This window comes from Citrobacter sp. U14242, from assembly GCF_046555775.1.
GTDB lineage: Bacteria > Pseudomonadota > Gammaproteobacteria > Enterobacterales > Enterobacteriaceae > Citrobacter.
Map to the genome: position 1 here is coordinate 161,044 of NZ_JBKGLW010000005.1, position 25,948 is coordinate 186,991.

At 52.2% G+C, this 25,948-nt stretch carries 26 protein-coding genes; 19 read left to right on the top strand and 7 right to left on the bottom strand.

Going from position 1 to position 25,948, the window contains the following annotated elements:
• Positions 1–415 precede the first annotated feature (415 nt).
• Both ygjG and ACLJXE_RS10035 read left to right on the top strand, forming a co-directional pair.
• Positions 416–1,795, top strand: coding sequence for a putrescine aminotransferase (gene ygjG / locus ACLJXE_RS10030; RefSeq protein WP_167335587.1), 1,380 nt, complete (start codon positions 416–418; stop codon positions 1,793–1,795).
• A 176-nt stretch (positions 1,796–1,971) separates the two neighbouring features.
• Complete coding sequence (locus tag ACLJXE_RS10035; protein WP_410750780.1) at positions 1,972–3,990, top strand: FAD-dependent oxidoreductase; 2,019 nt, start codon at positions 1,972–1,974, stop codon at positions 3,988–3,990.
• Between the two features lie 101 nt (positions 3,991–4,091).
• Here ACLJXE_RS10035 and rlmG read toward each other — a convergent pair whose 3' ends face one another.
• Entirely contained in the window at positions 4,092–5,228 is a 1,137-nt protein-coding gene (gene rlmG / locus ACLJXE_RS10040) for a 23S rRNA (guanine(1835)-N(2))-methyltransferase RlmG (RefSeq protein ID WP_410750781.1), read from the bottom strand.
• A gap of 84 nt (positions 5,229–5,312) precedes the next feature.
• On the opposite strand from rlmG, the gene ACLJXE_RS10045 reads away from it, so the two are divergent.
• From ACLJXE_RS10045 to sstT, 4 genes are all read left to right on the top strand, one after another.
• The gene (locus ACLJXE_RS10045) at positions 5,313–5,813 is read left to right on the top strand and encodes a M48 family metallopeptidase (RefSeq protein WP_410750782.1); all 501 of its coding nucleotides are present in this window, start codon (positions 5,313–5,315) and stop codon (positions 5,811–5,813) included.
• Positions 5,814–5,885: 72 nt separating this feature from the next.
• On the top strand, positions 5,886–6,884 hold the full coding sequence (locus tag ACLJXE_RS10050; protein ID WP_410750783.1) for a Gfo/Idh/MocA family protein: 999 nt from the start codon (positions 5,886–5,888) through the stop codon (positions 6,882–6,884).
• Between the two features lie 270 nt (positions 6,885–7,154).
• Positions 7,155–8,123 carry a TerC family protein gene (locus ACLJXE_RS10055; RefSeq protein WP_286629441.1) on the top strand — a complete coding sequence of 323 codons (969 nt, stop codon included), beginning with the start codon at positions 7,155–7,157 and terminating at the stop codon, positions 8,121–8,123.
• A 245-nt stretch (positions 8,124–8,368) separates the two neighbouring features.
• A complete protein-coding gene (sstT, locus tag ACLJXE_RS10060; RefSeq protein ID WP_286629440.1) occupies positions 8,369–9,613 on the top strand; it encodes a serine/threonine transporter SstT in 1,245 nt (414 codons plus the stop codon).
• 14 nt (positions 9,614–9,627) lie between these two features.
• Here sstT and ACLJXE_RS10065 read toward each other — a convergent pair whose 3' ends face one another.
• The 3 genes from ACLJXE_RS10065 to uxaC all read right to left on the bottom strand — a co-directional run bounded on the left by ACLJXE_RS10065 (position 9,628) and on the right by uxaC (position 13,304).
• On the bottom strand, positions 9,628–10,182 hold the full coding sequence (locus ACLJXE_RS10065; protein ID WP_286629439.1) for a YgjV family protein: 555 nt from the start codon (positions 10,180–10,182) through the stop codon (positions 9,628–9,630).
• Positions 10,183–10,389: 207 nt separating this feature from the next.
• A complete protein-coding gene (locus ACLJXE_RS10070; RefSeq protein WP_286629438.1) occupies positions 10,390–11,877 on the bottom strand; it encodes a UxaA family hydrolase in 1,488 nt (495 codons plus the stop codon).
• A 14-nt stretch (positions 11,878–11,891) separates the two neighbouring features.
• Positions 11,892–13,304: a glucuronate isomerase gene (gene uxaC / locus ACLJXE_RS10075; protein ID WP_410750784.1), complete on the bottom strand. Its 1,413-nt coding sequence runs from the start codon at positions 13,302–13,304 to the stop codon at positions 11,892–11,894.
• Positions 13,305–13,777: 473 nt separating this feature from the next.
• On the opposite strand from uxaC, the gene exuT reads away from it, so the two are divergent.
• The 11 genes from exuT to ACLJXE_RS10130 all read left to right on the top strand — a co-directional run bounded on the left by exuT (position 13,778) and on the right by ACLJXE_RS10130 (position 21,067).
• Positions 13,778–15,079 (top strand): hexuronate transporter ExuT, encoded by a 1,302-nt coding sequence (gene exuT / locus ACLJXE_RS10080; protein ID WP_286629436.1) that lies wholly within the window; start codon positions 13,778–13,780, stop codon positions 15,077–15,079.
• 134 nt (positions 15,080–15,213) lie between these two features.
• A complete protein-coding gene (exuR, locus tag ACLJXE_RS10085) occupies positions 15,214–15,990 on the top strand; it encodes a transcriptional regulator ExuR (protein ID WP_005131459.1) in 777 nt (258 codons plus the stop codon).
• A gap of 349 nt (positions 15,991–16,339) precedes the next feature.
• Complete coding sequence (gene yqjA, locus ACLJXE_RS10090; protein ID WP_410750785.1) at positions 16,340–17,002, top strand: DedA family general envelope maintenance protein YqjA; 663 nt, start codon at positions 16,340–16,342, stop codon at positions 17,000–17,002.
• A gap of 3 nt (positions 17,003–17,005) precedes the next feature.
• Entirely contained in the window at positions 17,006–17,389 is a 384-nt protein-coding gene (gene mzrA / locus ACLJXE_RS10095; RefSeq protein ID WP_286629435.1) for an EnvZ/OmpR regulon moderator MzrA, read from the top strand.
• A gap of 148 nt (positions 17,390–17,537) precedes the next feature.
• Complete coding sequence (locus ACLJXE_RS10100; protein WP_286629434.1) at positions 17,538–17,906, top strand: DUF1090 domain-containing protein; 369 nt, start codon at positions 17,538–17,540, stop codon at positions 17,904–17,906.
• Between the two features lie 33 nt (positions 17,907–17,939).
• Positions 17,940–18,245: a YqjD family protein gene (locus tag ACLJXE_RS10105; protein WP_003024832.1), complete on the top strand. Its 306-nt coding sequence runs from the start codon at positions 17,940–17,942 to the stop codon at positions 18,243–18,245.
• A gap of 2 nt (positions 18,246–18,247) precedes the next feature.
• Positions 18,248–18,643, top strand: coding sequence for a phage holin family protein (locus tag ACLJXE_RS10110; protein ID WP_271442083.1), 396 nt, complete (start codon positions 18,248–18,250; stop codon positions 18,641–18,643).
• Positions 18,643–18,942, top strand: coding sequence for a YqjK-like family protein (locus tag ACLJXE_RS10115; RefSeq protein ID WP_410750786.1), 300 nt, complete (start codon positions 18,643–18,645; stop codon positions 18,940–18,942). The genes ACLJXE_RS10110 and ACLJXE_RS10115 overlap by 1 nt, the downstream gene beginning before the upstream one ends.
• Positions 18,943–19,125: 183 nt before the next feature.
• Entirely contained in the window at positions 19,126–19,518 is a 393-nt protein-coding gene (locus ACLJXE_RS10120) for a DoxX family protein (RefSeq protein WP_005131473.1), read from the top strand.
• A 71-nt stretch (positions 19,519–19,589) separates the two neighbouring features.
• The gene (gene yqjG, locus ACLJXE_RS10125) at positions 19,590–20,576 is read left to right on the top strand and encodes a glutathionyl-hydroquinone reductase YqjG (RefSeq protein ID WP_410750787.1); all 987 of its coding nucleotides are present in this window, start codon (positions 19,590–19,592) and stop codon (positions 20,574–20,576) included.
• A gap of 125 nt (positions 20,577–20,701) precedes the next feature.
• The gene (locus ACLJXE_RS10130; protein WP_137382496.1) at positions 20,702–21,067 is read left to right on the top strand and encodes a DUF805 domain-containing protein; all 366 of its coding nucleotides are present in this window, start codon (positions 20,702–20,704) and stop codon (positions 21,065–21,067) included.
• Between the two features lie 110 nt (positions 21,068–21,177).
• Here ACLJXE_RS10130 and yhaJ read toward each other — a convergent pair whose 3' ends face one another.
• Positions 21,178–22,074, bottom strand: a complete 897-nt coding sequence (gene yhaJ / locus ACLJXE_RS10135) for a DNA-binding transcriptional regulator YhaJ (RefSeq protein ID WP_271442079.1) — start codon at positions 22,072–22,074, stop codon at positions 21,178–21,180.
• A gap of 104 nt (positions 22,075–22,178) precedes the next feature.
• Here yhaJ and ACLJXE_RS10140 point away from each other — a divergent pair, with 104 nt between their 5' ends.
• Positions 22,179–22,880 (top strand): pirin family protein, encoded by a 702-nt coding sequence (locus ACLJXE_RS10140; RefSeq protein ID WP_101742427.1) that lies wholly within the window; start codon positions 22,179–22,181, stop codon positions 22,878–22,880.
• 26 nt (positions 22,881–22,906) lie between these two features.
• Positions 22,907–23,059 carry a hypothetical protein gene (locus tag ACLJXE_RS10145; RefSeq protein ID WP_410750788.1) on the top strand — a complete coding sequence of 51 codons (153 nt, stop codon included), beginning with the start codon at positions 22,907–22,909 and terminating at the stop codon, positions 23,057–23,059.
• Between the two features lie 130 nt (positions 23,060–23,189).
• On the opposite strand, the gene ACLJXE_RS10150 is transcribed toward ACLJXE_RS10145, so the two are convergent.
• Positions 23,190–24,500 (bottom strand): serine dehydratase subunit alpha family protein, encoded by a 1,311-nt coding sequence (locus ACLJXE_RS10150; protein WP_410750789.1) that lies wholly within the window; start codon positions 24,498–24,500, stop codon positions 23,190–23,192.
• A 24-nt stretch (positions 24,501–24,524) separates the two neighbouring features.
• Positions 24,525–25,856, bottom strand: coding sequence for a hypothetical protein (locus ACLJXE_RS10155; RefSeq protein WP_410750790.1), 1,332 nt, complete (start codon positions 25,854–25,856; stop codon positions 24,525–24,527).
• Positions 25,857–25,948 lie beyond the last annotated feature (92 nt).

Here is a 25,948-nt window from a genome sequence, read left to right on the forward strand (position 1 = left end):
AGGTTATCTGGTTGTTAACTCTTTCGGCTTATGTTATTTCGGCGCTAATCTTTTTAACTTTAGTTGTTAAATTTGATTTAGATCGCAATTTGCGATTAAACCTCAAAATTTGTATGTTTTCTAATTCATTGATTTAAAATACTTTCATTACGTAACTATTCAACACACCTTCACTCTGCGCACCGCAATAGTGCAATTATTGCCCACTTTTAGCGCAATAACGCGTTTTTCCCGTCGGTTTTACGCGCGTAAACCTGGGCAAAATGCCAGCAAATGTTAATGTTTGAGATTAAATGTTGCACAAGCAAGATCTTCCCTGGTGTTTATCCCGATTTTCGTTAAGCGCGTCGGGATGGCGCAATCCCTGCAATACTTAATTCAGTATCATGTGATACGCGAGCTCCGGGAGCATATTTTGAACAGGTTACCTTCCAGCGCATCGGCTCTGGCCTGCAGCGCACACGCACTGAATCTCATCGAGAAGCGAACGCTTGATCATGAGGAAATGAAAGCACTAAACCGAGAGGTGATTGATTACTTCAAAGAGCATGTCAATCCGGGGTTCTTAGAGTATAGAAAATCTGTAACTGCCGGCGGGGATTACGGAGCCGTAGAGTGGCAAGCGGGAAGCCTGAATACGCTTGTCGACACCCAGGGACAGGAGTTTGTCGATTGCCTGGGAGGTTTTGGAATTTTCAACGTGGGGCACCGTAATCCAGTAGTGGTCTCCGCCGTACAGAATCAACTCGCGAAACAACCTCTGCACAGCCAGGAATTACTTGACCCATTACGGGCCATGCTGGCAAAAACACTTGCTGCACTGGCTCCCGGAAAGCTGAAATACAGTTTCTTCAGTAACAGCGGGACCGAGTCGGTTGAAGCGGCACTAAAACTGGCGAAAGCGTATCAATCGCCGCGCGGTAAATTTACATTTATTGCCACCAGCGGAGCCTTCCACGGTAAATCGCTGGGGTCGCTATCCGCCACCGCTAAATCAACCTTCCGCAAACCGTTTATGCCGCTGCTGCCGGGCTTCCGCCATGTTCCTTTTGGCGATATTGATGCCATGCGCACCGTCCTGAGCGAATGCAAAAAGACCGGCGACGATGTTGCCGCCGTGATTCTGGAGCCAATCCAGGGGGAAGGAGGCGTGATCCTACCACCGCAAGGGTATTTAACCGCGGTACGTAAACTTTGCGATGAGTTTGGCGCGCTGATGATCCTCGACGAAGTGCAAACCGGCATGGGACGCACCGGCAAGATGTTCGCCTGTGAACATGAAAACGTGCAGCCTGACATTCTGTGTCTGGCCAAGGCGCTGGGGGGTGGCGTGATGCCAATTGGCGCGACCATTGCCACCGAAGAAGTGTTCTCCGTCCTGTTCGACAACCCTTTCCTGCATACCACCACCTTCGGTGGCAACCCGCTCTCATGCGCGGCGGCGCTGGCGACCATTAACGTCCTGCTGGAGCAAAATTTACCCGCTCAGGCAGAGCAGAAAGGCGATATGTTGCTGGATGGTTTCCGTCATCTGGCGCGTGAATATCCGGATCTGGTACACGACGTTCGCGGTAAAGGCATGCTGATGGCGATTGAGTTTGTCGATAACGAGATTGGCTACAGCTTTGCCAGTGAAATGTTCCGTCAGCGGGTGCTGGTCGCCGGAACACTGAATAACGCGAAGACGATCCGTATCGAACCGCCGTTAACGTTAACAATCGAGCAATGCGAACTGGTATTGCGATCAACCCGCAAAGCCCTGGCCGCATTACGGGTGAGCGTAGAGCAGGTGTAACCACTGCCGGATGGCGATACGTTAGTATCGCCATCCGGCAAATTCGTTCTCTGGCCCCGCTCCTTTTTTGAATCCCATCACAATCACGGCATTCCCCTTTTCCCTTTTACACGACGACGGCTAAATTAGTAACTCATCCGACCACATAACAATAATTTTACATACTGGACACCTTTATGAGCTATCCGTCGCTGTTCGCCCCGCTCGATTTAGGCTTCACCCGGCTTAAAAACCGTGTGTTGATGGGTTCAATGCATACCGGGCTGGAAGAGTATCCCGATGGTGCAGAACGGCTGGCCGCGTTCTACGCCGAACGCGCCCGTCACGGCGTAGCCCTGATTGTGACCGGAGGAATTGCGCCCGCGCTATCGGGTGTGGGTATGGAAGGTGGCGCGATGCTGAACGACACCAGCCAGCTGGCGCACCACCGTATCATTACCGATGCGGTTCACGACGAAGGCGGGAAAATCGCCCTGCAAATCCTGCACACCGGTCGCTACAGCTATCAACCGCATCTGGTTGCGCCTTCCGCCATTCAGGCCCCTATTAATCGCTTTACGCCGCATGAATTGACGCACGATGAGGTGCTGCAACTGATTGAGGATTTTGCCCATTGTGCACAGCTGGCGCGGGAAGCAGGCTACGATGGCGTGGAGGTAATGGGCTCGGAAGGCTATCTGATCAACGAATTCCTGACTCTGCGCACCAACCAGCGTAATGATGAATGGGGCGGTGACTATGCCAACCGTATGCGTTTTGCCGTGGAAGTCGTGCGGGCGGTACGCCAGCGTGCCGGCAGTGACTTTATTATTATCTTCCGCCTGTCGATGCTCGACCTGGTGGAGCAAGGCGGAACCTTTGACGAAACCGTCCAGTTAGCACAGGCTATAGAAGCCGCAGGTGCCACAATGATTAACACCGGCATTGGCTGGCATGAAGCGCGTATCCCCACCATCGCCACACCGGTACCCCGGGGTGCGTTTAGCTGGGTAACGCGCAAGCTGAAAGGTCATGTGACGATCCCACTGGTCACCACTAACCGTATTAACGATCCGACCGTTGCGGATGACATTCTGGCACGCGGCGATGCCGATATGGTATCGATGGCCCGGCCGTTCCTTGCCGATGCTGAGCTGCTGTCAAAAGCGCAAACCGGACGATCCGATGAGATCAACACCTGTATCGGCTGCAACCAGGCTTGCCTGGATCAGATTTTCGTCGGCAAAGTTACCTCCTGTCTGGTGAATCCACGCGCCTGTCATGAAACCAAAATGCCCATTGTTGCAGCGACTCACCTGAAGAATCTGGCCGTTGTGGGTGCGGGTCCTGCGGGTCTCGCTTTTGCTATTAACGCCGCCGCACGTGGTCACCACGTGACGCTGTTTGACGCGCATGGTGAGATTGGCGGGCAGTTTAATATCGCCAAGCAGATCCCCGGCAAAGAAGAATTCTATGAAACACTGCGCTACTACCGCCGGATGATCGACGTAACGGGTGTCACACTGAAACTCAATCAGTTTGTTAGCGCCCACGAACTGCAAGCCTTTGATGAAGTGATCCTCGCCAGCGGGATCGAACCGCGTACGCCGCCGATCGATGGTATCGATCACCCTAAGGTACTGACCTATCTCGATGTATTACGTGATAAAACACCGGTAGGGAAACGCGTGGCGATCATTGGCTGCGGCGGGATCGGTTTTGATACCGCCATGTATCTGAGCCAGCCCGGCGATCCCACCAGCCAGAATATTGCCGAGTTCTGCGTAGAATGGGGAATCGACACCAGCCTGCAACAGCCCGGCGGTTTACGTCCGGAAGGCCCACATCTACCCCGCAGCCCACGCCAGATAGTGATGTTGCAGCGTAAAGCCAGTAAACCTGGGCAAGGTTTAGGTAAAACAACGGGGTGGATCCACCGCGCTACCCTGCTTTCACGTGGCGTAAAAATGATCCCGGCGGTGAGCTATCAGAAGATCGATGATGACGGGTTACACGTGATGATCAACGGTGAACTACAGATCCTGAATGTGGATCACGTGGTGATTTGCGCCGGCCAGGAACCACGCCGGGAGCTGCTTGATCCGCTGCATGCAGCAGGTAAAACAGTGCATCTGATCGGGGGGTGTGATGTGGCGATGGAGCTGGATGCCCGACGTGCTATTGCACAAGGGACCCGCTTAGCGCTTGAGATTTAACAAAATGTACCTCGAAGGCCTGATGGCGCTATGCTTATCAGGCCTACGGGGTAGCGCGTTGTAGGCCGGATAAGGCGTCAACCGCCATCCGGCACACGCAATTAGCGGCGACGACCCGTTTTGACCGCTTTCAGCACCACAAACTTATTGTTGGTGGCGAGGGTCTCGCAGTTGCCGAAAATCTTCTTCAGCTTGTGGAAGTAGTCGAGGTGACGGTTAGCCACAATATACAGTTCGCCGTTGATCTTCAGGCAGCGGCGGGCGTGGTGGAACATCTCCCAGGCGATGTTATCGGTCAGCGCATGTTTCTGATGGAACGGCGGGTTACACAGCACGGCGTTAAAGCGGAAAGGCTCCACGCCAGACAGCGCGTTGTTGATCATAAATTCACAGCGATCCAACGCTTCAGGCATGTTGCTTTCGACGTTCAGGCGGCTTGATGCCACCGCCATCGGTGATTCATCCACAAACACCACGCTCGCTTGCGGGTTCTTCTCCAGCAAAGTCAGGCCAATCACACCGTTGCCACAACCAAGATCGACAATCTCCCCTTCCAGATTTTCCGGCAGGTGCTCAATAAAGAAACGCGCGCCAATATCCAGCCCGGTACGGGAGAAGACGTTGGCATGGTTATGGATAGTCCAGTCGGTGCCTTCCAGTTTCCAGCTCAGCGTCTGCGAGGCATCAGCCAGTTCTGGATTGCTGAAGGTACAGTTAATCAGACGGGCTTTTTTCCACGCCAGTGTGGTAGTGGTTGGGCCCAGCACCTTTTCAAACAGCTCAAGCGTTGAGGTATGAATATCACGCGCCTTCGCCCCTGCAATGATGCGCGTTTGCGGCGTGACAACCTGACGCAGCGCACGGAGCTGTTGTTCCAGCAGCGCCATCGTTTTGGGAATTTTAATCAGCACAATGCCCGGCGCCTGCGGGTATTCAGCGGTGCTGTCGAGAAACTTGACGCTGGATTCCGCGATATTGTTATGGCGCAGGTTTTCACGCGTCCCCAGTTCGCTTAAATAAGAGTCGCCAATGCTGTATGGCGTATGTTCCGACAGTGCACAGCCCAGCGCGCCGAAAGTATCATTCAGGAGCAGCACCGGGCCGCTAATCTCGGTATCGTCCAGCTGTTGCAACAGATATTCATCTGCAGCTTCCCACGCCAGCAGCGGGTTAACGTCATCCGTTTCCGGGAAACGTTTAAGTGACAGCGAACGGAAACCGTTGTCTATGTGGCTCATCGGCCCTCCTGAATGGTAAAATTTCGGCGTATCCCTGAAAAGGGTGCGTGAGTATACACTTTTTATACTTTATATGGGGCACTAATGAGTCAGTTGACCTATCTGCAAGGCTACCCGGAGAGTTTACTTTCCCAGGTTCGTACGCTGATTGCTGAACAGCGTCTGGGGGCAGTGCTGGAAAAGCGTTATCCCGGTACACATGACTTCGCGACTGACAAAGCGCTCTGGCAATATACCCAGGATCTGAAAAATCAGTTCCTGCGAAACGCCCCGCCGCTGAATAAAGTCATGTATGACAGTAAGATACACGTGCTGAAAAATGCGCTGGGTCTGCATACTGCCGTCTCCCGCGTGCAGGGTGGCAAGCTCAAAGCCAAAGCGGAGATCCGCGTCGCTACCGTCTTCCGTTCTGCGCCTGAACCTTTTTTACGCATGATCGTCGTGCATGAACTGGCACATCTGAAAGAAAAAGAGCACGACAAAGCGTTTTATCAGTTGTGCTGCCATATGGAACCGCAGTACCACCAGTTGGAGTTTGATACCCGCCTGTGGCTCACGCAACAATCGCTGAAGCAAACTGCGTAGTCGCGCACTGGCTTTGTCTTCAGAGCATGCTAAATTGACGCAAGGATCCCTTTTCGCAGCCTGAAGGCCTTTATGATACGTTTCGCAGTGATTGGCACAAACTGGATCACCCGCCAGTTTGTGGATGCCGCCCATGAAACCGGCAAATATAAGTTAACCGCAGTGTATTCCCGTAGCCTTGAACAGGCACAGACCTTCGCCAATGATTATCCCGTCGAGCATCTGTTTACCTCGCTGGAGGCAATGGCGCAAAGTGACGCCATTGATGCCGTTTACATTGCCAGCCCGAACTCTCTGCACTTCCCGCAGACAACGCTGTTTCTACAACACAAAAAGCATGTCATTTGCGAGAAACCGCTGGCCTCTAACCTGGCACAAGCCGAAGCCGCTATCGCCTGCGCGCGCGAAAATCAGGTCGTGCTGTTTGAAGCATTTAAGACCGCCAGCCTGCCTAATTTCCTGCTATTACAGCAATCACTACCCAAAATTGGGCGAGTCAGGAAAGCGCTGATCAATTACTGCCAGTATTCTTCACGTTATCAGCGTTATCTGGACGGTGAAAATCCCAATACGTTTAATCCGGCGTTTTCTAACGGTTCGATTATGGATATCGGCTTTTACTGCCTGGCCGCTGCGGTTGCGCTCTGGGGGGAACCACTGAGTGTTCAGGCAAGTGCCAGCCTGCTGGAAAGCGGCGTCGATGCCCACGGCGTGGTCGTACTCAATTACGGCGATTTTAGCGTCACGTTGCAGCACTCGAAAGTCAGTGATTCCGTGCTGGCCAGTGAAATTCAGGGCGAAGCAGGGTCGCTGGTTATCGAGAAGATTTCCGAGTGTCAGAAAGTGTGCTTTATTCCGCGCGGTGGCAAAACGCAGGATCTGACGGTGCCTCAGCACATCAATACTATGCTTTATGAGGCAGAGGCTTTTGCTCATCTGGTTGATTCCGGCGAAGTGGATCATCCGGCACTGAACGTCAGTCGTATTACCGCCAAACTGCAGACAGAGATTCGCCGCCAGACCGGCGTTATTTTCCCCGCAGATGATGCTCAGATACCGCTGACTGCGTAAAAGTATGTAAAACGAATGTTGCAGGCCATTGACTGAAAGCATGGCCTGTAATATTTTGTAACCCGCAAAGGGGAGTAACTTCGTTGTCGGTTGATCGTCATTACGATGTGTGAAAAACCACATCCGGTCACCGGGCGATAACAAAGGAATACGACAGCGTATTCCTTTGTTGTTGTAAGTGAGACCTTGCCGAATGGCAAGGTCTATGCATAAAAAGCAGCGGCTAACGTCATTCGGCGTTGGCCGTTTTTTTATGCATGGGGAAATAAAATGAATACTGTCGGCACACCGTTGTTATGGGGTGGCTTCGCTGTTGTGGTGGTCATTATGCTGGCCATCGATCTGCTGCTACAGGGGCGTCGTGGCGCACATACGATGTCGATGAAGCAGGCAGCGGCCTGGTCAATCGTCTGGGTAACGTTGTCGTTGCTGTTTAACGCGGCATTCTGGTGGTACCTGGCTGAGACTCAGGGCCGTGCCGTTGCCGACCCGCAGGCGCTGGCGTTCCTTACCGGCTATCTGATCGAGAAATCGTTGGCGGTAGATAACGTCTTTGTCTGGTTGATGCTATTCAGTTACTTCTCCGTACCTGCGGCACTGCAACGTCGGGTACTGGTGTATGGTGTACTGGGCGCGATTGTATTACGTACGATCATGATCTTCACAGGCAGTTGGCTTATCGCCCAGTTCGAATGGCTGCTGTACGTGTTCGGCGCATTCCTGCTGTTTACCGGCGTGAAGATGGCGCTGGCGAAAGAAGACGCTTCCGGTATTGGCGACAAACCCTTAGTGCGTTGGCTGCGCGGCCATTTACGTATGACCGATACCATTGAAGACGAAAAATTCTTCGTGCGTAAAAACGGTCTGCTGTTTGCAACACCGCTGATGCTGGTATTGATCCTGGTTGAACTGAGCGATGTGATTTTTGCCGTCGACAGTATTCCGGCAATCTTTGCCGTCACCACAGATCCGTTCATCGTACTGACCTCTAATCTGTTCGCTATCCTGGGTCTGCGTGCGATGTACTTCCTGTTGGCAGGTGTGGCGGAGCGTTTCTCGATGCTGAAATATGGTTTATCGGTCATCCTGGTGTTTATCGGTATCAAGATGCTGATCGTCGATTTTTACCATATCCCGATCGCTATCTCGTTAGGTGTGGTCTTCGGTATTCTGTTTGTGACGCTGGTTGTGAATGCGTGGGTCAACCACCAGCACGATAAAAAGCAGCAAATACAGTAACTTTCACTTAGCTAGTTGATAAAGCCCGACCGCACATTGCGTGCGTCGGGCTTTTTGCTGTATATGTCAAAACGATGTTAATTTAAAGTTGCAAAACATGACATGAACGCGAAAACCAGGATATTTATCTTCCCGAACCGGCATCTTTCCTTATACTCAGCCATGCAAACACTTTGTTACATCCAGAAAGATGCGTCATGAGAACGCACAACGGGTGAACAACAACACAATCAAAGGATGACTACATGACTACGCTACGTTCATCGGGGCTGCTCTCGCGTTTGGCGCAGGGGAGCCTGGTTAAACAAATTTTGGTAGGTTTGGTACTGGGGATTCTGCTGGCACTGGTTTCAAAACCTGCGGCAGAAGCCGTCGGCCTACTGGGGACACTGTTCGTCGGCGCATTAAAAGCCGTCGCCCCAATCCTCGTACTGATGCTGGTAATGGCATCTATCGCAAACCACCAGCACGGGCAAAAAACCAATATCCGCCCCATTCTGTTCCTTTACCTGCTGGGAACATTTTCAGCAGCATTAGCCGCCGTAGTATTCAGCTTTGCCTTCCCCTCGACGCTGCATCTTTCCAGCAGCGCTGGCGATATCGTGCCGCCATCCGGCATTATTGAGGTCATGCGCAGCCTGCTGATGAGTATGGTCGCTAACCCTATTGATGCTCTGCTGAATGCTAACTATATCGGTATTCTGGTATGGGCTGTCGGCCTTGGCTTTGCGCTACGCCATGGCAATGAGACAACCAGGAATCTGGTCAATGATATGTCCGATGCCGTCACGTTTATGGTGAGACTGGTTATCCGCTTTGCACCGATAGGTATCTTCGGTCTGGTCTCTTCCACACTGGCGACGACGGGTTTTGCCACGCTGTGGGGCTACGCGCAACTGCTGGCGGTGCTGGTAGGCTGTATGCTGCTGGTTGCGCTGGTGGTCAACCCGCTGCTGGTGTTCTGGAAGATTCGTCGTAACCCATACCCGCTGGTATTGACGTGCCTGCGCGAAAGCGGCGTGTACGCCTTCTTTACCCGTAGCTCTGCAGCCAATATTCCGGTGAATATGGCACTGTGCGAGAAACTGAATCTGGACCGTGACACCTACTCTGTTTCTATCCCGCTGGGGGCCACCATCAATATGGCGGGCGCGGCGATTACCATCACGGTTCTGACGCTGGCGGCCGTGAATACGCTGGGGGTCCCGGTTGATTTACCGACGGCTCTGTTGCTGAGCGTGGTGGCATCGCTGTGTGCTTGCGGTGCGTCAGGCGTGGCCGGGGGATCTCTGCTGTTGATTCCACTGGCGTGCAATATGTTTGGTATCCCGAATGACATCGCCATGCAAGTGGTCGCCGTCGGGTTCATCATTGGCGTATTGCAGGACTCCTGTGAAACAGCGCTGAATTCATCAACAGACGTACTGTTTACTGCCGCAGCCTGTCAGGCGGAAGACGAGCGTCTGGCAAACAACGCCCTGCGCGGCTAATCACAGCCCCTCCGTCATCGGGCGGAGGGCTTTTCTTGCTGTGCACTGTTTTCAATTTTAAAGGGATCAATACCGCGTTTTTGCATGCGTCTGAAGCGGACAATGTTCAGGCCGTTCATCACCAGAAAGCTTCCTTCAATCATCGTCCCGCCAATCGATCCCAGCCAGAAATTGTGAATAACCCAACAGCCCGTTGCACACCACATCACACAGCGCACGGTTAACCCTTTGCAACGAAACAGTGCCCAGGTACTGGCAAGCGTGCCGATAATAGGCAGTAGCTCCATAGCATGCTGCAATTTTGCCAGCCCAAGGACCAGTGTGAGGACAATAAAAACCGTCATGACCCACAGCTTGCGGGTATGCATTGAGACCAGGGTACGTACGGTATTAAGCTCAGCGCTCATTCCCGCGGGCCAGGCCCCCATCAGAAAGAAGTGTACGCCAATGGTGGCGCTATAGACGGCGAGCTGTAGCCGGAACCGGCGCTCGTCACGATTAAAAAAAGTGGTAATACCGATCAGAAAGGCGATGACACCTACGCCCTGGGCCAGCCAATACGCGGTCATGGAAGATCCTTATCAGAAAATACAAAAGCAAACGGCGCTCCATATTATGAAACGCCGTTTTTTTAAATCCACTCGATTTCGATTACCCAATAGATTTCGTGCTACAGCAAGGCGGCAAGTTCAGGCACTCCCGGGAGCTTACTGGAGTAAGTAACCGGGGTGAATGAACGCAGCCAACGCGGCTATCGCGCGAAAGATGAAGGGTCATTACAGCGTTACGCCACTTTTAAAGATAGCCAGTTCACGGAAATCATTGCGTTCGTTGCAGGTCTGTTTGCCGTTGGCAAACTCAACAATGGTATCGACAAACTCATTCAGCAGTTGCGGCATCGCTTTACCGTGGATTAGCTGCCCGGCATCAAAATCGATCCAATGCTTTTTCTTCGCGGCCAACTCGCTGTTGGTAGCGATTTTCACCGTCGGTACAAAACCGCCGTACGGTGTACCGCGCCCGGTACTGAACAACACCATATGACAGCCGGCCCCCGCCAGCGCACTGGTCGCAACGGCGTCATTACCCGGAGCACTTAACAGATTCAGACCTGGCGTTTTCAGGCGTTCGCCGTAGCGCAGTACATCGACAACTTTGCTGGAACCCGCTTTCTGTGTACATCCCAGCGATTTATCTTCCAGCGTGGTGATGCCACCCGCTTTGTTCCCCGGCGATGGGTTCTCGTAGATCGGCTGGTCGTGAGCAATGAAGTATTGCTTGAAGTCATTGACCATGGTCACCAGCTTACCGAAGGTTTCTTCGTCGCGGCAGTGGTCCATTAATAGCTGCTCAGCACCGAACATCTCCGGGACTTCAGTCAGCACGGTAGTCCCGCCGTTCGCGATCACGTAGTCAGAGAAACGCCCCAGCATCGGGTTAGCGGTGATACCAGACAAGCCATCAGATCCGCCACATTCCAGACCAAACTTCAGCTCGCCGAGTTTACCCGGCTCACGCTTATCGTTACGCATCACGCTGTACAGCTGATGGAGATGTTCGATCCCCGCTTCCACTTCGTCTTCCTGGTGCTGGCAGACCATAAAGTGAACGCGTTCAGGATCATACTCACCTAACGTTTCGCGAAAAGCATCAACCTGGTTGTTTTCACAACCGAGGCCAACCACCAGCACCGCCCCCGCATTCGGGTGACGCACCATGTTTTGCAGCATGGTGCGAGTGTTGATATGGTCGTCACCCAGTTGCGAGCAGCCGTAGGTGTGGCTGAAAAGATGAACGCCGTCGATACCTTCGGCGTCGTGGGTCTCTTTCAGGAAACGGGTTTGCATCTGACGCGCCATCGCATTGACACAGCCGACGGTCGGCAGGATCCACAGCTCGTTGCGTACCCCAACATCACCGTTCGCGCGGCGATAAATCTGCACGTCGCGATCGGCTGCCTGAGCAACTTCCGCCTGAAAATCCGGTTGGTAGCTATACGTGTCCAGATCGCTCAGATTCGTACGCGTGTTGTGAGCATGAATGTGCTCACCCGCAGCGACATCAACCAGCGTATGGCCAATTGGCAAACCATATTTAACAACGTTTTCGCCTTGCGCAATATCGCGTAAAGCAAATTTATGGCCACGTGTTACCGCCTGGCGCAGGGTAATAGCCTGTCCATCAACGGTGACTTCGGTCCCTTCGGCCAAATCCGCGAGCGCAACCGCGACGTTATCCAGCGTGTGGATCTTGATGTATTGCATACCAACCCCGGGCCTTAGTTCAGTTCAATGGCGAAGTAATCGCGTGCATTGTTGAAGCAAATATTTCTGACCATTTCACCCAGCAGTTGAATATCTGCAGGTGCTTCACCCGCAGCCACCCAGCGGCCAATCATCTGGCACAGGATGCGACGGAAGTATTCATGGCGCGTGTACGACAGGAAGCTGCGGCTGTCAGTCAGCATACCCACAAAACGGCTCAGCAGACCGAGCTGTGCCAGTTGTGTCATCTGACGTTCCATCCCATCTTTCTGGTCGTTAAACCACCAGCCGGAACCGAACTGCATTTTGCCCGGCATGCCTTCACCCTGGAAGTTACCAATCATGGTGCCCAGCACTTCGTTATCGCGCGGGTTCAGGCAGTACAGGATGGTTTTCGGCAGCAGGTTCTGTTCATTCTGCTTGCTTAGCAGTTTGGACAGTTCTTCAGCCATCGGACGGTCGTTAATGGAGTCGAAACCGACATCCGCGCCCAGCAGTTTGAATTGACGCAAGTTGTTATTACGCAATGCGCCAATGTGGTACTGCTGCACCCATTCACGACGTGCGTATTCAGCGCCAAGGAACACCAGTACGGCAGTTTTGAACTGGGCAACTTCGTGCTCGCTCAGGGTTTCACCCGCCAGACGACGCGCCAGGATGTTATCCAGTTCCGCTTCGTTAGACTCGGCAAACAACACCACATCCAGCGCATGGTCGGAGACTTTACAGCCGTGTGCAGCAAAGTGATCAAGACGTTTAGTTAGCGCGGTTTGCAGGTCGGTAAAGCGGCGGATCTCGGTGTCAGACACTTCACCCAGCTTCGCCATGTAATCGTTAAAGGTCGCCAGTTCAATGTTGAAGGCTTTATCCGGACGCCAGCTTGGCAGCACTTTGATAGCAAAGGTGCTGTCTTTCGCGACCGCAGCGTGATGTTCCAGAGAGTCGATCGGATCATCGGTGGTGCCGACCATTTTTACATTCATCTGCTGCATGATTCCACGCGCGGAAAACTGATCCTGCGCCAGCAATTCGTTGCACTGATTCCAGATTTCATCGGCAGTTGCAGGGGACAACAGCTTACCTGTAATACCAAATGGGCGACGCAGTTCAAGATGCGTCCAGTGGTAGAGCGGGTTACCGATGGTGTGTGGGACCGTCGCGGCCCATGCTTCAAACTTCTCGCGATCGGACGCATCACCAGTACACAAGCGTTCAGCGACACCGTTAGTGCGCATGGCGCGCCACTTGTAGTGATCACCCTTCAGCCAGATGTCATACAGGTTGTTAAAACGGTAGTTATCAGCGATTTGTTGCGGCGGCAAATGGCAGTGGTAGTCGAAGATTGGCTGGTCTTTGGCGTAATCATGATACAGACGGCGGGCAAATTCGGTATCCAGCAGGAAATCTTCTGTCATAAACGGGGTCATTATCGTCTTCCTCTCAGCGAGTGCGTCAGATTGCTTATGTTTTGATGCTGTCAAAGTTATCACACCAATTTCCATACACTGAAGATATTTTCGTGAGTTAGATCAACAAATGATGACAAAAAAATTACTCTCAAAGAGGTAAAACTCACGGCAGGCCTCGCCATTACTGGCTTTGCTGAATCGAATTAATGACCACACGAAGATTCACACTTTTGTGATGGCACTCACCTTTTAAAGCTGTATGACAAGTTATCTTTTTGCCGTCGCGATACATAAGCCGACGGAATGCAAATTACCGATGGTCCACCATCGGATTGACCGGTACGGAAACCGAATTAGCACAATCATTGACATGGCAAAGTTCGGGGCAGTGCCAGTTTTTTTCGGTCACGCCCTTCGTAAAAGAACATCCTCCGCCCTGGACTGGAAGATGACCGCTCGTTAGCGGACATAACAAAACGATGAGGTTTTACATGCGTAAAATTAAAGGGTTACGTTGGTACATGATCGCACTGGTGACGCTTGGCACCGTGCTGGGTTACCTGACACGTAACACTGTGGCGGCAGCTGCGCCAACTCTGATGGAAGAGTTACACATCTCCACTCAACAGTATTCCTATATCATCGCAGCGTATTCTGCTGCTTACACCGTAATGCAACCCGTTGCTGGCTACGTGCTGGATGTGCTCGGCACCAAAATAGGCTACGCGATGTTCGCCGTTCTGTGGGCCGTCTTCTGTGGTGCCACGGCGCTGGCTGGTAGCTGGGGTGGACTGGCACTGGCACGAGGCGCAGTCGGTGCCGCAGAAGCCGCGATGATCCCTGCAGGTCTGAAAGCCAGTTCTGAATGGTTCCCGGCAAAAGAACGTTCTATTGCCGTAGGTTACTTTAACGTCGGCTCTTCTATTGGCGCGATGATCGCTCCGCCGCTGGTCGTGTGGGCTATCGTCATGCACAGCTGGCAGATGGCGTTCATTATTTCTGGTGCCCTGAGCTTCATCTGGGCGATGTCCTGGCTTGTCTTCTATAAGCACCCGCGCGACCAGAAAAAACTGTCTGACGAAGAGCGTGATTACATCCTTAACGGTCAGGAATCACAGCACAAAAACAGCACAGCGAAGAAAATGTCGCTTGGCCAGATCCTGCGTAACCGCCAGTTCTGGGGTATCGCGCTGCCACGTTTTCTGGCAGAACCGGCCTGGGGTACATTCAACGCCTGGATCCCGCTGTTCATGTTTAAAGTCTACGGCTTTAACCTGAAAGAGATTGCGATGTTCGCGTGGATGCCAATGCTGTTCGCTGACCTGGGCTGTATCATCGGGGGTTACTTACCGCCGCTGTTCCAGCGCTGGTTTGGCGTAAACCTGATCGTGTCTCGTAAAATGGTCGTCACCATGGGTGCGCTGCTGATGATTGGCCCAGGGATGATTGGTCTGTTCACCAGCCCGTATATTGCTATCGCCCTGCTGTGCGTCGGTGGTTTTGCTCACCAGGCGCTGTCTGGCGCGCTGATTACGCTCTCTTCTGACGTATTTGGCCGTAATGAAGTCGCGACCGCTAACGGCCTGACGGGTATGTCAGCCTGGCTGGCGAGTACCCTGTTTGCCCTGGTCGTTGGCGCCCTGGCTGATACCATCGGCTTTAGCCCACTGTTCGCCGTACTGGCAGTATTCGACCTGCTCGGTGCGCTAGTCATCTGGACGGTACTGCAGAACAAATCGGCAAGCGAGATTGATTCAGGTCCGCAAACCGGCACTCCCGCTACGCAAAATTAACCTGACGCTGGTCGTCATCGGTATATAATGCAGAGCCGCCAGTTGACTGGCGGCTTTTTTGTCGGTGCGAGTAGAGCCGTCATCGCAAAAGTGGTATAACAAATATAGTCTGCCGTATCATGCCTGGAGTGCATATGGAAATCACTGAACCACGACGTTTGTACCAACAACTTGCTGCCGATCTAAAAGAACGCATCGAGCAAGGCGTCTATCTGGTGGGCGATAAACTTCCCGCCGAGCGCTTTATTGCCGATGAAAAGAATGTCAGCCGTACTGTGGTTCGTGAAGCGATTATCATGCTCGAGGTTGAAGGCTACGTTGAGGTGCGTAAAGGATCTGGTATCCACGTCATCTCTAACCAACCCAAACATTATGTTGCTCCCGACGAAGGTCTGGAATTCGCCAGCTACGGTCCTTTTGAATTGCTGCAAGCGCGTCAGCTTATTGAGAGCAACATCGCCGAGTTTGCCGCCACCCAGGTGACCAAGCAGGACATCATGAAACTGATGGAAATCCAGGAGAAGTCGCGCAACGAAAAAAGCTTTCGTGACTCCGAATGGGACCTGCAGTTCCATGTTCAGGTCGCGCTAGCGACGCAAAACTCAGCTCTGGCCGCCATTGTTGAAAAAATGTGGACCCAGCGCGTTCACAACCCCTACTGGAAGAAATTGCACGATCACATTGATCTGCGCACGGTAGACAACTGGTGTGATGACCATGACCAGATCCTGCGGGCATTAATTCGCAAAGATCCGCATGCAGCCAAACTGGCAATGTGGCAGCACCTCGAGAACACGAAACAGATGCTGTTTAACGAAACCAGCGATGATTTCGAGTTCAACGCGGATCGTTACCTTTTCACGGAAAATCCGGTAGTTCATCTGGATACCGCTGCAAACAGCACAAAATAAACCTTCTGACTTTCACAGGCGCGGTAATAGCGCCTGTTTCTGACACTCGGTAAGCATTAGGTATAAAGTGTCAGCCTGTGTAAATCCTCTCGCCTCACTCCATTGCGATCAGCAAAATCAGAGTTCAACCATCGTAATTTCTATAACGGACTACGTTGACCTTTGTTACAATTAAAAGCGTTTTGAATTTTTTATGTGTTAGTGCTTGCTTACTTCACAACTTAACAGGGAACAGTTCAGGCCGTGAATTTGTGCAGACCGCGATCCATGCAAAAAACACCAATAAAATCGCGGCATTACAAACTCAAGAACAACGGCGTGACCATAACCGATTCTCCAGGAATACTGAATGGAACTACTGACTCAATTACTGAATGCTTTATGGGCTCAGGATTTTGACACTCTGGCCAATCCTTCCATGATTGGTATGCTGTATTTTGTACTGTTTACAATTTTGTTCCTGGAAAATGGGTTGCTACCAGCAGCCTTTTTACCTGGTGACAGTTTGCTGGTACTGGTCGGCGTACTTATTGCCAAAGGCGCAATGGGTTTTCCGCAAACGGTACTGCTACTCACCACCGCAGCCAGCCTCGGTTGTTGGCTCAGCTATATTCAGGGCCGATGGTTGGGTAATACCCGCACCGTGCAGAACTGGCTTTCTCATCTTCCGGCTCATTATCACCAACGCGCGCATCATCTTTTCCACAAGCATGGTCTGTCTGCGCTGCTGGTGGGCCGATTCATTGCGTTCGTCAGAACATTACTGCCGACCATTGCCGGGTTGTCCGGCCTGAACAATGCCCGCTTTCAGTTTTTCAACTGGATGAGCGGATTACTATGGGTGTTAATCCTGACATCACTGGGTTATCTGCTGGGCAAAACGCCGGTATTCCTCAAGTATGAAGATCAGCTGATGTCATGCCTGATGCTGCTTCCCGTTGTTTTGCTGGTATTTGGCCTCGCAGGTTCACTGGTTGTATTATGGAAAAAGAAATACGGGAACCGAGGGTAAATTATGCTGAAATCACGCATAACGCTCCGACGACTGGCCTGGACAACCACTTTTATCCTGTTTTTAGGCGCGCTTATCCTGACCTGGTCAGCCATCCGCCAGCAGGAATCGACGCTGGCCATTCGTGCTGTAAACCAGGGCACCAGCATGCCAGACGGCTTCTCTATCTGGCATCATCTGGATGCCAACGGCATTCGTTTTAAAAGTATTACCCCGCAAAATGACGCGCTGCTGATCACCTTTGATTCCAGCGCGCAAAGCGCAGCCGCGAAGGTCGTTCTGGACAGAACATTACCGCATGGCTTCGTTATTGCTCAACAGGATGATGACAATCAGGCAGTGCAGTGGTTATCTCGTTTACGGGATACACCGCACCGCTTTGGTTAATCTCCAGGAATCTGAATTAGATCACTCACTTTGGTGATTTCACCGTTTAGTGCCTATGATTAATAAACTGAAGTTATGACCTACAGCTTTATTATTCTGGAGCATCGACCACAAAGCACCGGGTCGAATCACAATGGAAGGTTCAAGAATGAAATACCGCATCGCTTTGGCAATTAGTCTTTTCGCTCTCAGTGCCGGCAGCTACGCTAACTCCCTCTGTCAGGAAAAAGAACAAGATATTCAACGGGAAATTAGTTATGCCGAAAAGCACAACAATCAGAGCCGCATCAATGGCCTGAACAAAGCGCTGAGTGAAGTTCGGGCAAACTGTACTGACAGCAAACTGCGCGCGAATCACCAGAAAAAAATCGCAGAACAGAAAAATGAGATAGCCGAACGTCAGCGTGATTTAGCCGAAGCGAAGCAAAAAGGCGATGCGGATAAAATCGCAAAACGCGAACGTAAGCTTGAAGAGGCTCAGAAAGAGCTGAAGAAACTTGAGACCCGCGATTACTAAGTACGGTAACTACCCACTCACCTGGAGAAAACTATGTCGAAAGATAACGCTACGGAAAATCTGCGCGCCGAGCTGAAATCCCTTGCGGATACGCTCGAAGAAGTACTGAGCTCCTCTGGCGATAAGTCGAAGGAAGAGATGAGTAAAATTCGCAGCAAAGCCGAACATGCGCTGCGCGAGAGCCGCCATCGCCTGAGCGAGACCAGCGATGTGATTGCTAAGCAAACCCGTGAAGCTGCGGCCAAAGCCGATAACTATGTGCGCGAAAACCCATGGACAGGCGTTGGTATTGGCGCTGCGGTCGGTGTGGTGCTTGGTGTACTGCTGTCGCGCCGCTAATAATGGCTGACTCTCAACACGCACAAGGTCCGGGCAAAAGCGTCCTGGGGATTGGACAACGGATCCTCACGATTCTCGTTGAGATCGTAGAGACCCGATTACGGCTGGCCGTCGTTGAACTGGAAGAGGAAAAAGCTAACCTTGTCCAGATCGTGCTGATGCTGGGACTGACTATGCTCTTTGCGGCATTTGGGCTGATGAGCCTGATGGTGCTTATCATCTGGGCCATTGACCCTCAGTACCGCCTGAACGCGATGATTGCCACCACCGTTGTGCTGTTGCTTTTAGCGCTCGTTGGCGGGATATGGACGCTACGTAAAGCCCGTAAATCAACACTATTACGCCATACACGCCACGAACTTGCTAATGACAGGCAGGCCCTGGAGGATGATGTCTAATGAGCAGTAAAGTCGAGCGCCAAAAACGTAAGGCACAACTGCTTGGGCAGATCCAGCAGCAACGGCTGGATCTGTCTGCCACCCGCCGCGACTGGCTGGAGGTGACTGACGTATACGATCGTGGCTGGAAAACGCTGCTGAACCTGCGCGCCTGGGTGCTGGTCGGCAGCAGTATTATGGCTGTACGCACCATTCGTAATCCTAATCTGCTGGTTCGCTGGGCTAAACGCGGTTTTAGCGTCTGGAGCGTATGGCGTCTGATTAAATCGACAATCAGACAGCAACAATTGCGCAGTTAACCCCTGCCGTCTCCCCTATTTTGCGGGTTCCTCAAATTTTTTGAAAATTACTGACAGTTTTCCTTGCTAACAATTGTCTTCCAGCACGTCTATGATTCTCTCCATCGACAGCAACGACGCGCTCTGCAGCGTTGATGCACAAAAGACAAAACAATCCGCCTGAGTGGTTTCCTGGAGAGTACGATGAAAAAATTAGAAGATGTTGGTGTACTGGTAGCGCGCATTCTGATGCCAATCCTGTTTATTACTGCAGGTTGGGGAAAAATCACCGGATATGCGGGTACCCAACAGTATATGGAAGCCATGGGCGTCCCTGGTTTTATGTTGCCACTGGTTATTCTGCTTGAGTTCGGCGGCGGTCTGGCCATCCTGTTTGGTTTTCTGACCCGTACTACCGCGCTGTTCACCGCAGGCTTCACCCTGCTGACCGCGTTCCTCTTCCACAGCAACTTTGCGGAAGGGATGAACTCTCTGATGTTCATGAAAAACCTGACCATCGCAGGCGGTTTCCTGCTGCTGGCTATCACTGGTCCGGGTGCGTTCAGTATCGACCGCGTACTGAATAAAAAGTGGTAAGCAAGTTATACTAAACGCATCAAAAAGCGAGGAGACATCTCCTCGCTTTTGCTATCTAAAGAGGTGATAAAATGGGACAACTCATTGACGGCGTATGGCATGACACCTGGTACGACACCAAATCGACCGGAGGTAAATTCCAACGTTCTGCATCGGCTTTCCGTAACTGGCTCACCGCAGATGGCGCATCAGGACCCACTGGCGAGGGTGGCTTCGCCGCCGAAAAAGACCGCTATCATCTGTACGTTTCTCTGGCCTGCCCGTGGGCGCATCGCACGCTGATTATGCGTAAACTCAAAGGTCTGGAGCCCTTCATTTCCGTTTCCGTAGTGAATCCGCTGATGCTGGAAAACGGCTGGACGTTTGATAGCAACTTTCCGGCAGCAACAGGCGATACGCTTTACCAGCACGAGTTTCTCTATCAACTGTATTTACACGCCGATCCGCACTACAGCGGCCGGGTAACGGTTCCCGTGCTGTGGGATAAAAAAAATCACACCATCGTCAGCAACGAATCGGCAGAAATCATCCGCATGTTTAACACCGCGTTTGATGCGCTGGGCGCAAAAGCCGGGGATTACTATCCACCAGCCCTGCAAAGCAAAATTGACGATCTGAACAGTTGGATTTATGACAACGTCAATAATGGCGTTTATAAAGCTGGTTTTGCTACCAGCCAGGAAGCGTATGACAGCGCAGTAGAAAAAGTCTTTGAATCACTGGCGCGACTGGAGCAGATTCTCGGTCAGCATCGCTATCTGACTGGCGACCAGCTAACAGAGGCTGACATTCGCCTGTGGACTACGCTGGTACGTTTTGATCCGGTGTATGTCACCCACTTCAAATGCGACAAGCATCGGATCAGTGACTATCTGAATCTGTACGGTTTTCTGCGTGATATCTACCAGATGCCAGGCATTGCGGACACCGTCAATTTCGACCACATCCGCAATCACTATTTCCGCAGCCACAAGACCATTAACCCGACCGGTATTATTTCTATCGGTCCGTGGCAGGATCTCAACGAGCCTCACGGGCGTGACAGCCGTTTCGCCTAATTTACACAGGCCCCCTTTTGGGGGTCTAATTATTCACACCATAAATATTTACCAGCATTATATTCGCAGCTATTCTTATTTTGATTGCTTTAAAAACAAGTAATTGAACGCAGAACGAGGCGAAAATGGATTGGTATTTAAACGTATTAAAGAACTACTTTGGTTTTGGTGGTCGTGCACGGCGCAAAGAGTACTGGATGTTTATTTTGGTTAACATCATCTTTACGTTCGTGCTGAGCGTGTTAGACAGGATGTTTGGCTGGCAACGCGCCGGGGGAGAAGGCGTATTAACAACGATTTATGCCATTCTGGTTTTTATACCGTGGTGGGCTGTTCAGTTTCGGCGCTTGCATGACACCGACCGTTCAGCATGGTGGCTGTTAGTATTGCTGATCCCCATCATTGGCTGGTTGGTAATCATTCTTTTCAACTGTCAAAACGGCACGCCGGGTAGCAACCGCTTCGGCGCTGACCCTAAACAGCTGTCCTGACGTAGCACACACAGATGCCTGGTGGCGCTGCGCTTATCAGGCCTACAACATACTCCGTCATGTAGGCCGGATAAGGTGCAATTGCACCGCCATCCGGCCTCATCATCTTTTTATTTCCCGGCAAACAGTTTCGGGATTTCCCGCAAACACCAGGACTTCGCTTCGCCCATACTGTCCCGACGCCAGGCCATGATGATATCTATCTCATTTGTCGATTCCGGGCTAACCACACGCAGCCGGCCAGCGGCAATATCCTCTTCGACTAACGGATACGGCATGGTCGCTACACCCAACCCGGCTAACAGCGCTTGACGCTTATCTTCAATAGTACTGACCGTCAGACGCGGTTGTTTATCCAGAAGCTGAACTGTCAACACCGGGCGCTCACGGGCAGTGTCCGCCACCGCTATTCCCCGGTATTTCACACGGGTGACTTCAGACAACGGTTCCGGCTCCTGGTGGATCGGGTGATCCGGTGCCGCCACATAGACGTTCATCAGCGAGTACAGCTTGCGCGAGTTAATTTCTGATGATGAGCGGAAATGCATATCCGGCGCGATCACGATGTCCGCTCTGCCCTGCTCCAGACGCTCCCACGCCCCGGCCAACACTTCAGTGATGACGGAAAGCTGCGTGTTCGCCTTTCCGGCAAGGCGGTCGATAAGCGGGAAGAATGCCGCCGTTGGCACCAACGCTTCGGTGACAATCGTCAGATGCGTTTCCCAACCACGGGCCAGCGCTTCAGCATCGGTCGTCAGCTTATCCGCCGCTTCCAGCAACACGCGCCCACGTTCAAGCAGCATACGCCCGACGTTGGTAAATTTTGTGCGGTGACCTGAGCGGTCAAACAGCACAACATCCAGCTCCTCTTCCAGTTTCTGCATGGTGTAGCTGAGGGCGGAAGGTACGCGTCCCAGTTCATCTGCCGCGGCGGCAAAGCTGCCGCGCCTGTCTATTGCGTCCATGACGCGTAACGCTTCAAGCGTTAAAGCCCGTTCTTTGGCCATTTCGTTCTCATTCAGGAAATTTGAACATACCGGGCAGAATATCTGGCTAACAATGCAGCGTCTAGCCATTTAACATAAAAGGAAGTAAAGAGAGGTCAAGAACTATGATTACTACCCGTACAGCCAAACAATGCGGGCAAGCAGACTACGGCTGGCTGCAGGCCCGTTATACCTTCTCCTTTGGACACTATTTTGATCCTAAACTGCTGGGTTATGCCTCGCTGCGTGTTCTGAACCAGGAAGTTCTGGCACCGGGGGCCTCTTTCCAGCCGCGTACCTATCCAAAGGTTGATATCGTCAATCTGATCCTTGAAGGGGAAGCCGAGTATCGCGACAGCGAAGGTAACCATATTCAGGCCAAAGCCGGAGAGGTGTTACTGCTCGCTACGCAACCGGGGATCAGCTACAGCGAGCACAATATCAGCAAAGATAAGCCCCTGACCAGAATGCAGCTATGGCTGGACGCCTGCCCGCAGCGGGAAAATACCTGCGTGCAAAAAGCGACGCTGAATGCCGGCAAGCATCAACTGCTTGCTTCACCTGACGGTGAACAGGGCAGCCTGCATCTTCGCCAGCAGGTCTGGGTACATCATGTTGAGCTGCAAAAAGGTGAATCACTGAGTTTTCAATTGCATGGGCCTCGCGCGTATTTGCAGTCGATCCATGGCACGTTCCACGCGGTCACTTCAGGTGCCGAAAAAGAAGCGCTTACCTGCGGTGATGGCGCATTTATTCGTGATGAAACTAACATAACGTTAGTTGCCGATACCCCATTGCGCGCTTTGCTGATAGATTTGCCCGTATAGTCATTAGAATCAAGGGAGTACGACTATTGAGCAAGAAGTCATCAAAAAAACGCCAGCAGCGGGTTGAGGCCAAAAAACAGGAAACCGTCGTCTTTGGCTACGAGGACCTGCTAACGGAACTGGAAGCAATCGTTGCTGATGCCGGGCTACGGCTGGAAGAAGAAGAAGCCGCTCTCTGACGGGTAATCGTCGTTCGGACAGCGGCCTGCCGGATGGCGACGCTAATACGTCTTATCCGGCCTACGGTTTTGTAACGATGCACACCCGTAGGCCGGAAAGCTGCACGCCATCAGGCAGTCAGTCGCCAGATTAATGTGCCTTGCTGGCCATAATCTCAATGATCTGCTTGTCGGTTTCCTGCATTGAACGACACGCCAGCGCACACAAGTTAGAGATAGATTGCTCCACGTTATGCGCCACAATGCCTTCATTCCCCGTCACGGCAGTATCGTCCAGCGCCATGAGTACCGCCTTCCACGCCGCCGACGCGCTGGTAGAGACTTTCATTGCGCAGCTGTTTGATGCGCCATCGCAAATCATCCCACTCACATCGCCAATCATGCTGCTAATAGCCATAGCGATAGTGTTATAGCGACCATCCACAACCCACGCCATACCTGCCGCCGCGCCCATTGCCGCGGTCGTTGCCGCGCACAGTGCAGACAAACGCGGAAGCTGATGATGGATGTAGATAGCACTCAGGTGAGATAACATCAGCGCACGTGCCAGTTTCTCTTCATCGGCACCAAAGTGTTCAGCCACCACCATCACCGGAACGGTGGCAGTAATACCCTGATTGCCGGAACCGGAGTTGCTCATTGCTGGCAACGTCGCCCCGCCCATTCGTGCATCCGATGCCGCACTGGTACGAATAAGAATGGCGGTTGAGAGATCGTTAGCCAGCAGACCACGTGCGCACTGTTTCTCAAGTGTGGTGCCGATATGCAAGCCCCAGCTACCGCTTAGCCCTTCCTGAGACAACGCACCGTTCAGTTTTGCCGCATCAAGAATAAAGCGAATAGCGTCAAACGGCACAGCATTCACAAATGCCACAATCTCTTCCAGCGACGTGTGGGATAGCACTGCCAGCGGGGATTCCTGCTCATCAGCCTGAACCTGCTCAGGCTGAGTAAACACCACGCCTTTGTTGGTCTCGATATGCACAATGTTGGTATGCCCGCCGACAATCGTCACACACGCCCAACCTTCCTGACTGTAAACCTTCGCGCGAGAGAAGAGAATGTCCTCGCAAGGCTCCTGCAGCATCACCGCCACCTTCCCGGCGGTCAGCATCGCTTTGGCATCTGCAATGGCGTGCGCCGACGCATCTTTCAGTACTTCTAACCCTGCCTGGGCATTTCCCCCCAAAGCACCCAGCGCAGCCGCTACGGGAAGACCGACCATCCCGGTACCCGGCACGGTAACACCCATGCCGTTCTTCATCAGGTTTGGTGAGACCCACGCATCAATGCGTTCCACCGCGCCGTCCAGCTCAGCAGAAGCGGCAGCCGCTGCCAGAGCCAGAGAGATAGGTTCCGTACAACCCAGCGCAGGTTTCACTTCTTCCTGCACAGCGCGAATAAAACTATCCCATAATAGATTCAATGTAGTCTCAAACATAACAACAACCCTTGCTCAGATAACTCAGGAAAATGCCAGGAACGGAGAAACGCACAACAACAGGCCGGTGACGATAATCAGGTACAGGGAGGCGCCTTTGTATTTGTGCAATGCAGGAACTTTGTAGACCAGCCAGGCCGGGATCAAGCAACCCACCATGCCGAAGATTGGGCTACAAATAGAGGTGAAGCTCAGTACCGGCGCATTGAGCACAATTGCACTCCAGGCCAGTAAGATAGCGAAGACCATAATGCCGCGTTGAACCAGAGTTTCGTTAATTTTCTCAGCTGGCATTTTGCGGCGCAGCACATTCATCACGATCCCCTGAGTGGCTTCACGAAAGCCCAGGTAAACACCGAAGAAGGCGGTCATCACGGCGAAAATGTTCAGGATAACGCTGACGATTTTTACCCAACCGGCACCATCACCACTGATAAACTGTGCGGCAATCGCCAGAGCGGAAATGTTCTGCTCATAGGCTTTAACCGCTTCGTCGTGACCCATCGCCAGCGTGAAGGAAACGGCGTAGAAAAAGACGGTGACAAACAGAATACCGAAGGCGATATTCATAGCACGCAGGGCCTTATGGCGTGCCACCTCAATCGATTTCTCACGAGAGCGGTACGAAATAACCATCGGACTTAGCGTCTGAATAAACAGAATTGAAGTCAGGGTAAACGGCAGCGTGATAATTGCGTTTTTGATCAGGAGCGCCATCGGCGGCAGTGAGCCCGCATTATACAAATGCCACATCCCCACCATTGATACACCAAGCGCGGCAACCACCAACAGCTTGGTCAACACCATGCCCGTGGAGATCTTAAACAACATTTTTTCGCCACGTGACGAGATGGCAACCAGGATACAAATCAGCACCAGGCCGTAGAATGGGCTGTCAGACAACAACCCTTCAGTGACGCCAAAAGTGTGCAGATAAGAGGCGCTATCGTTAGTGATAGCCGTGGAGTAAACGAACATCCAGATAACCAGCATCACAAAATATAACGCGCCTAACAGGATGCCCCAGTTTTTACCCAAATAGCCGCTGATTACGCTCGGGTAGTCTTTGCATTCCGGGGATTCCGCCAGCGTGTTGATAAACAGGCGCTGGAACAAATACATCGCAGGATAGCCGATAATTGAGGAGAGCAAGAAAACCCACAGCCCCATAAGCCCCACCTGGACGGGAAGGAAAACAATCCCCGCACCAATCGCCATCCCAATACTCATAATGACCCAGCCCGTGTCCGTGCTGTCGAACTTAATGGCTTCCTGCCATTCACTTTCGGTCATTCCCGCCCGACGCGCAGGCGCTGATGCGTCGAGTATTACGCTACTATTCGTTGCCGTTTCCATAATTTCCCGCTTAATGTGTAGGTAGAGTTTTTTTTTATTTTATCGCACTGCTTCAAGGCGATACGCAGTACATGAGATGCAGGCAAGCTATT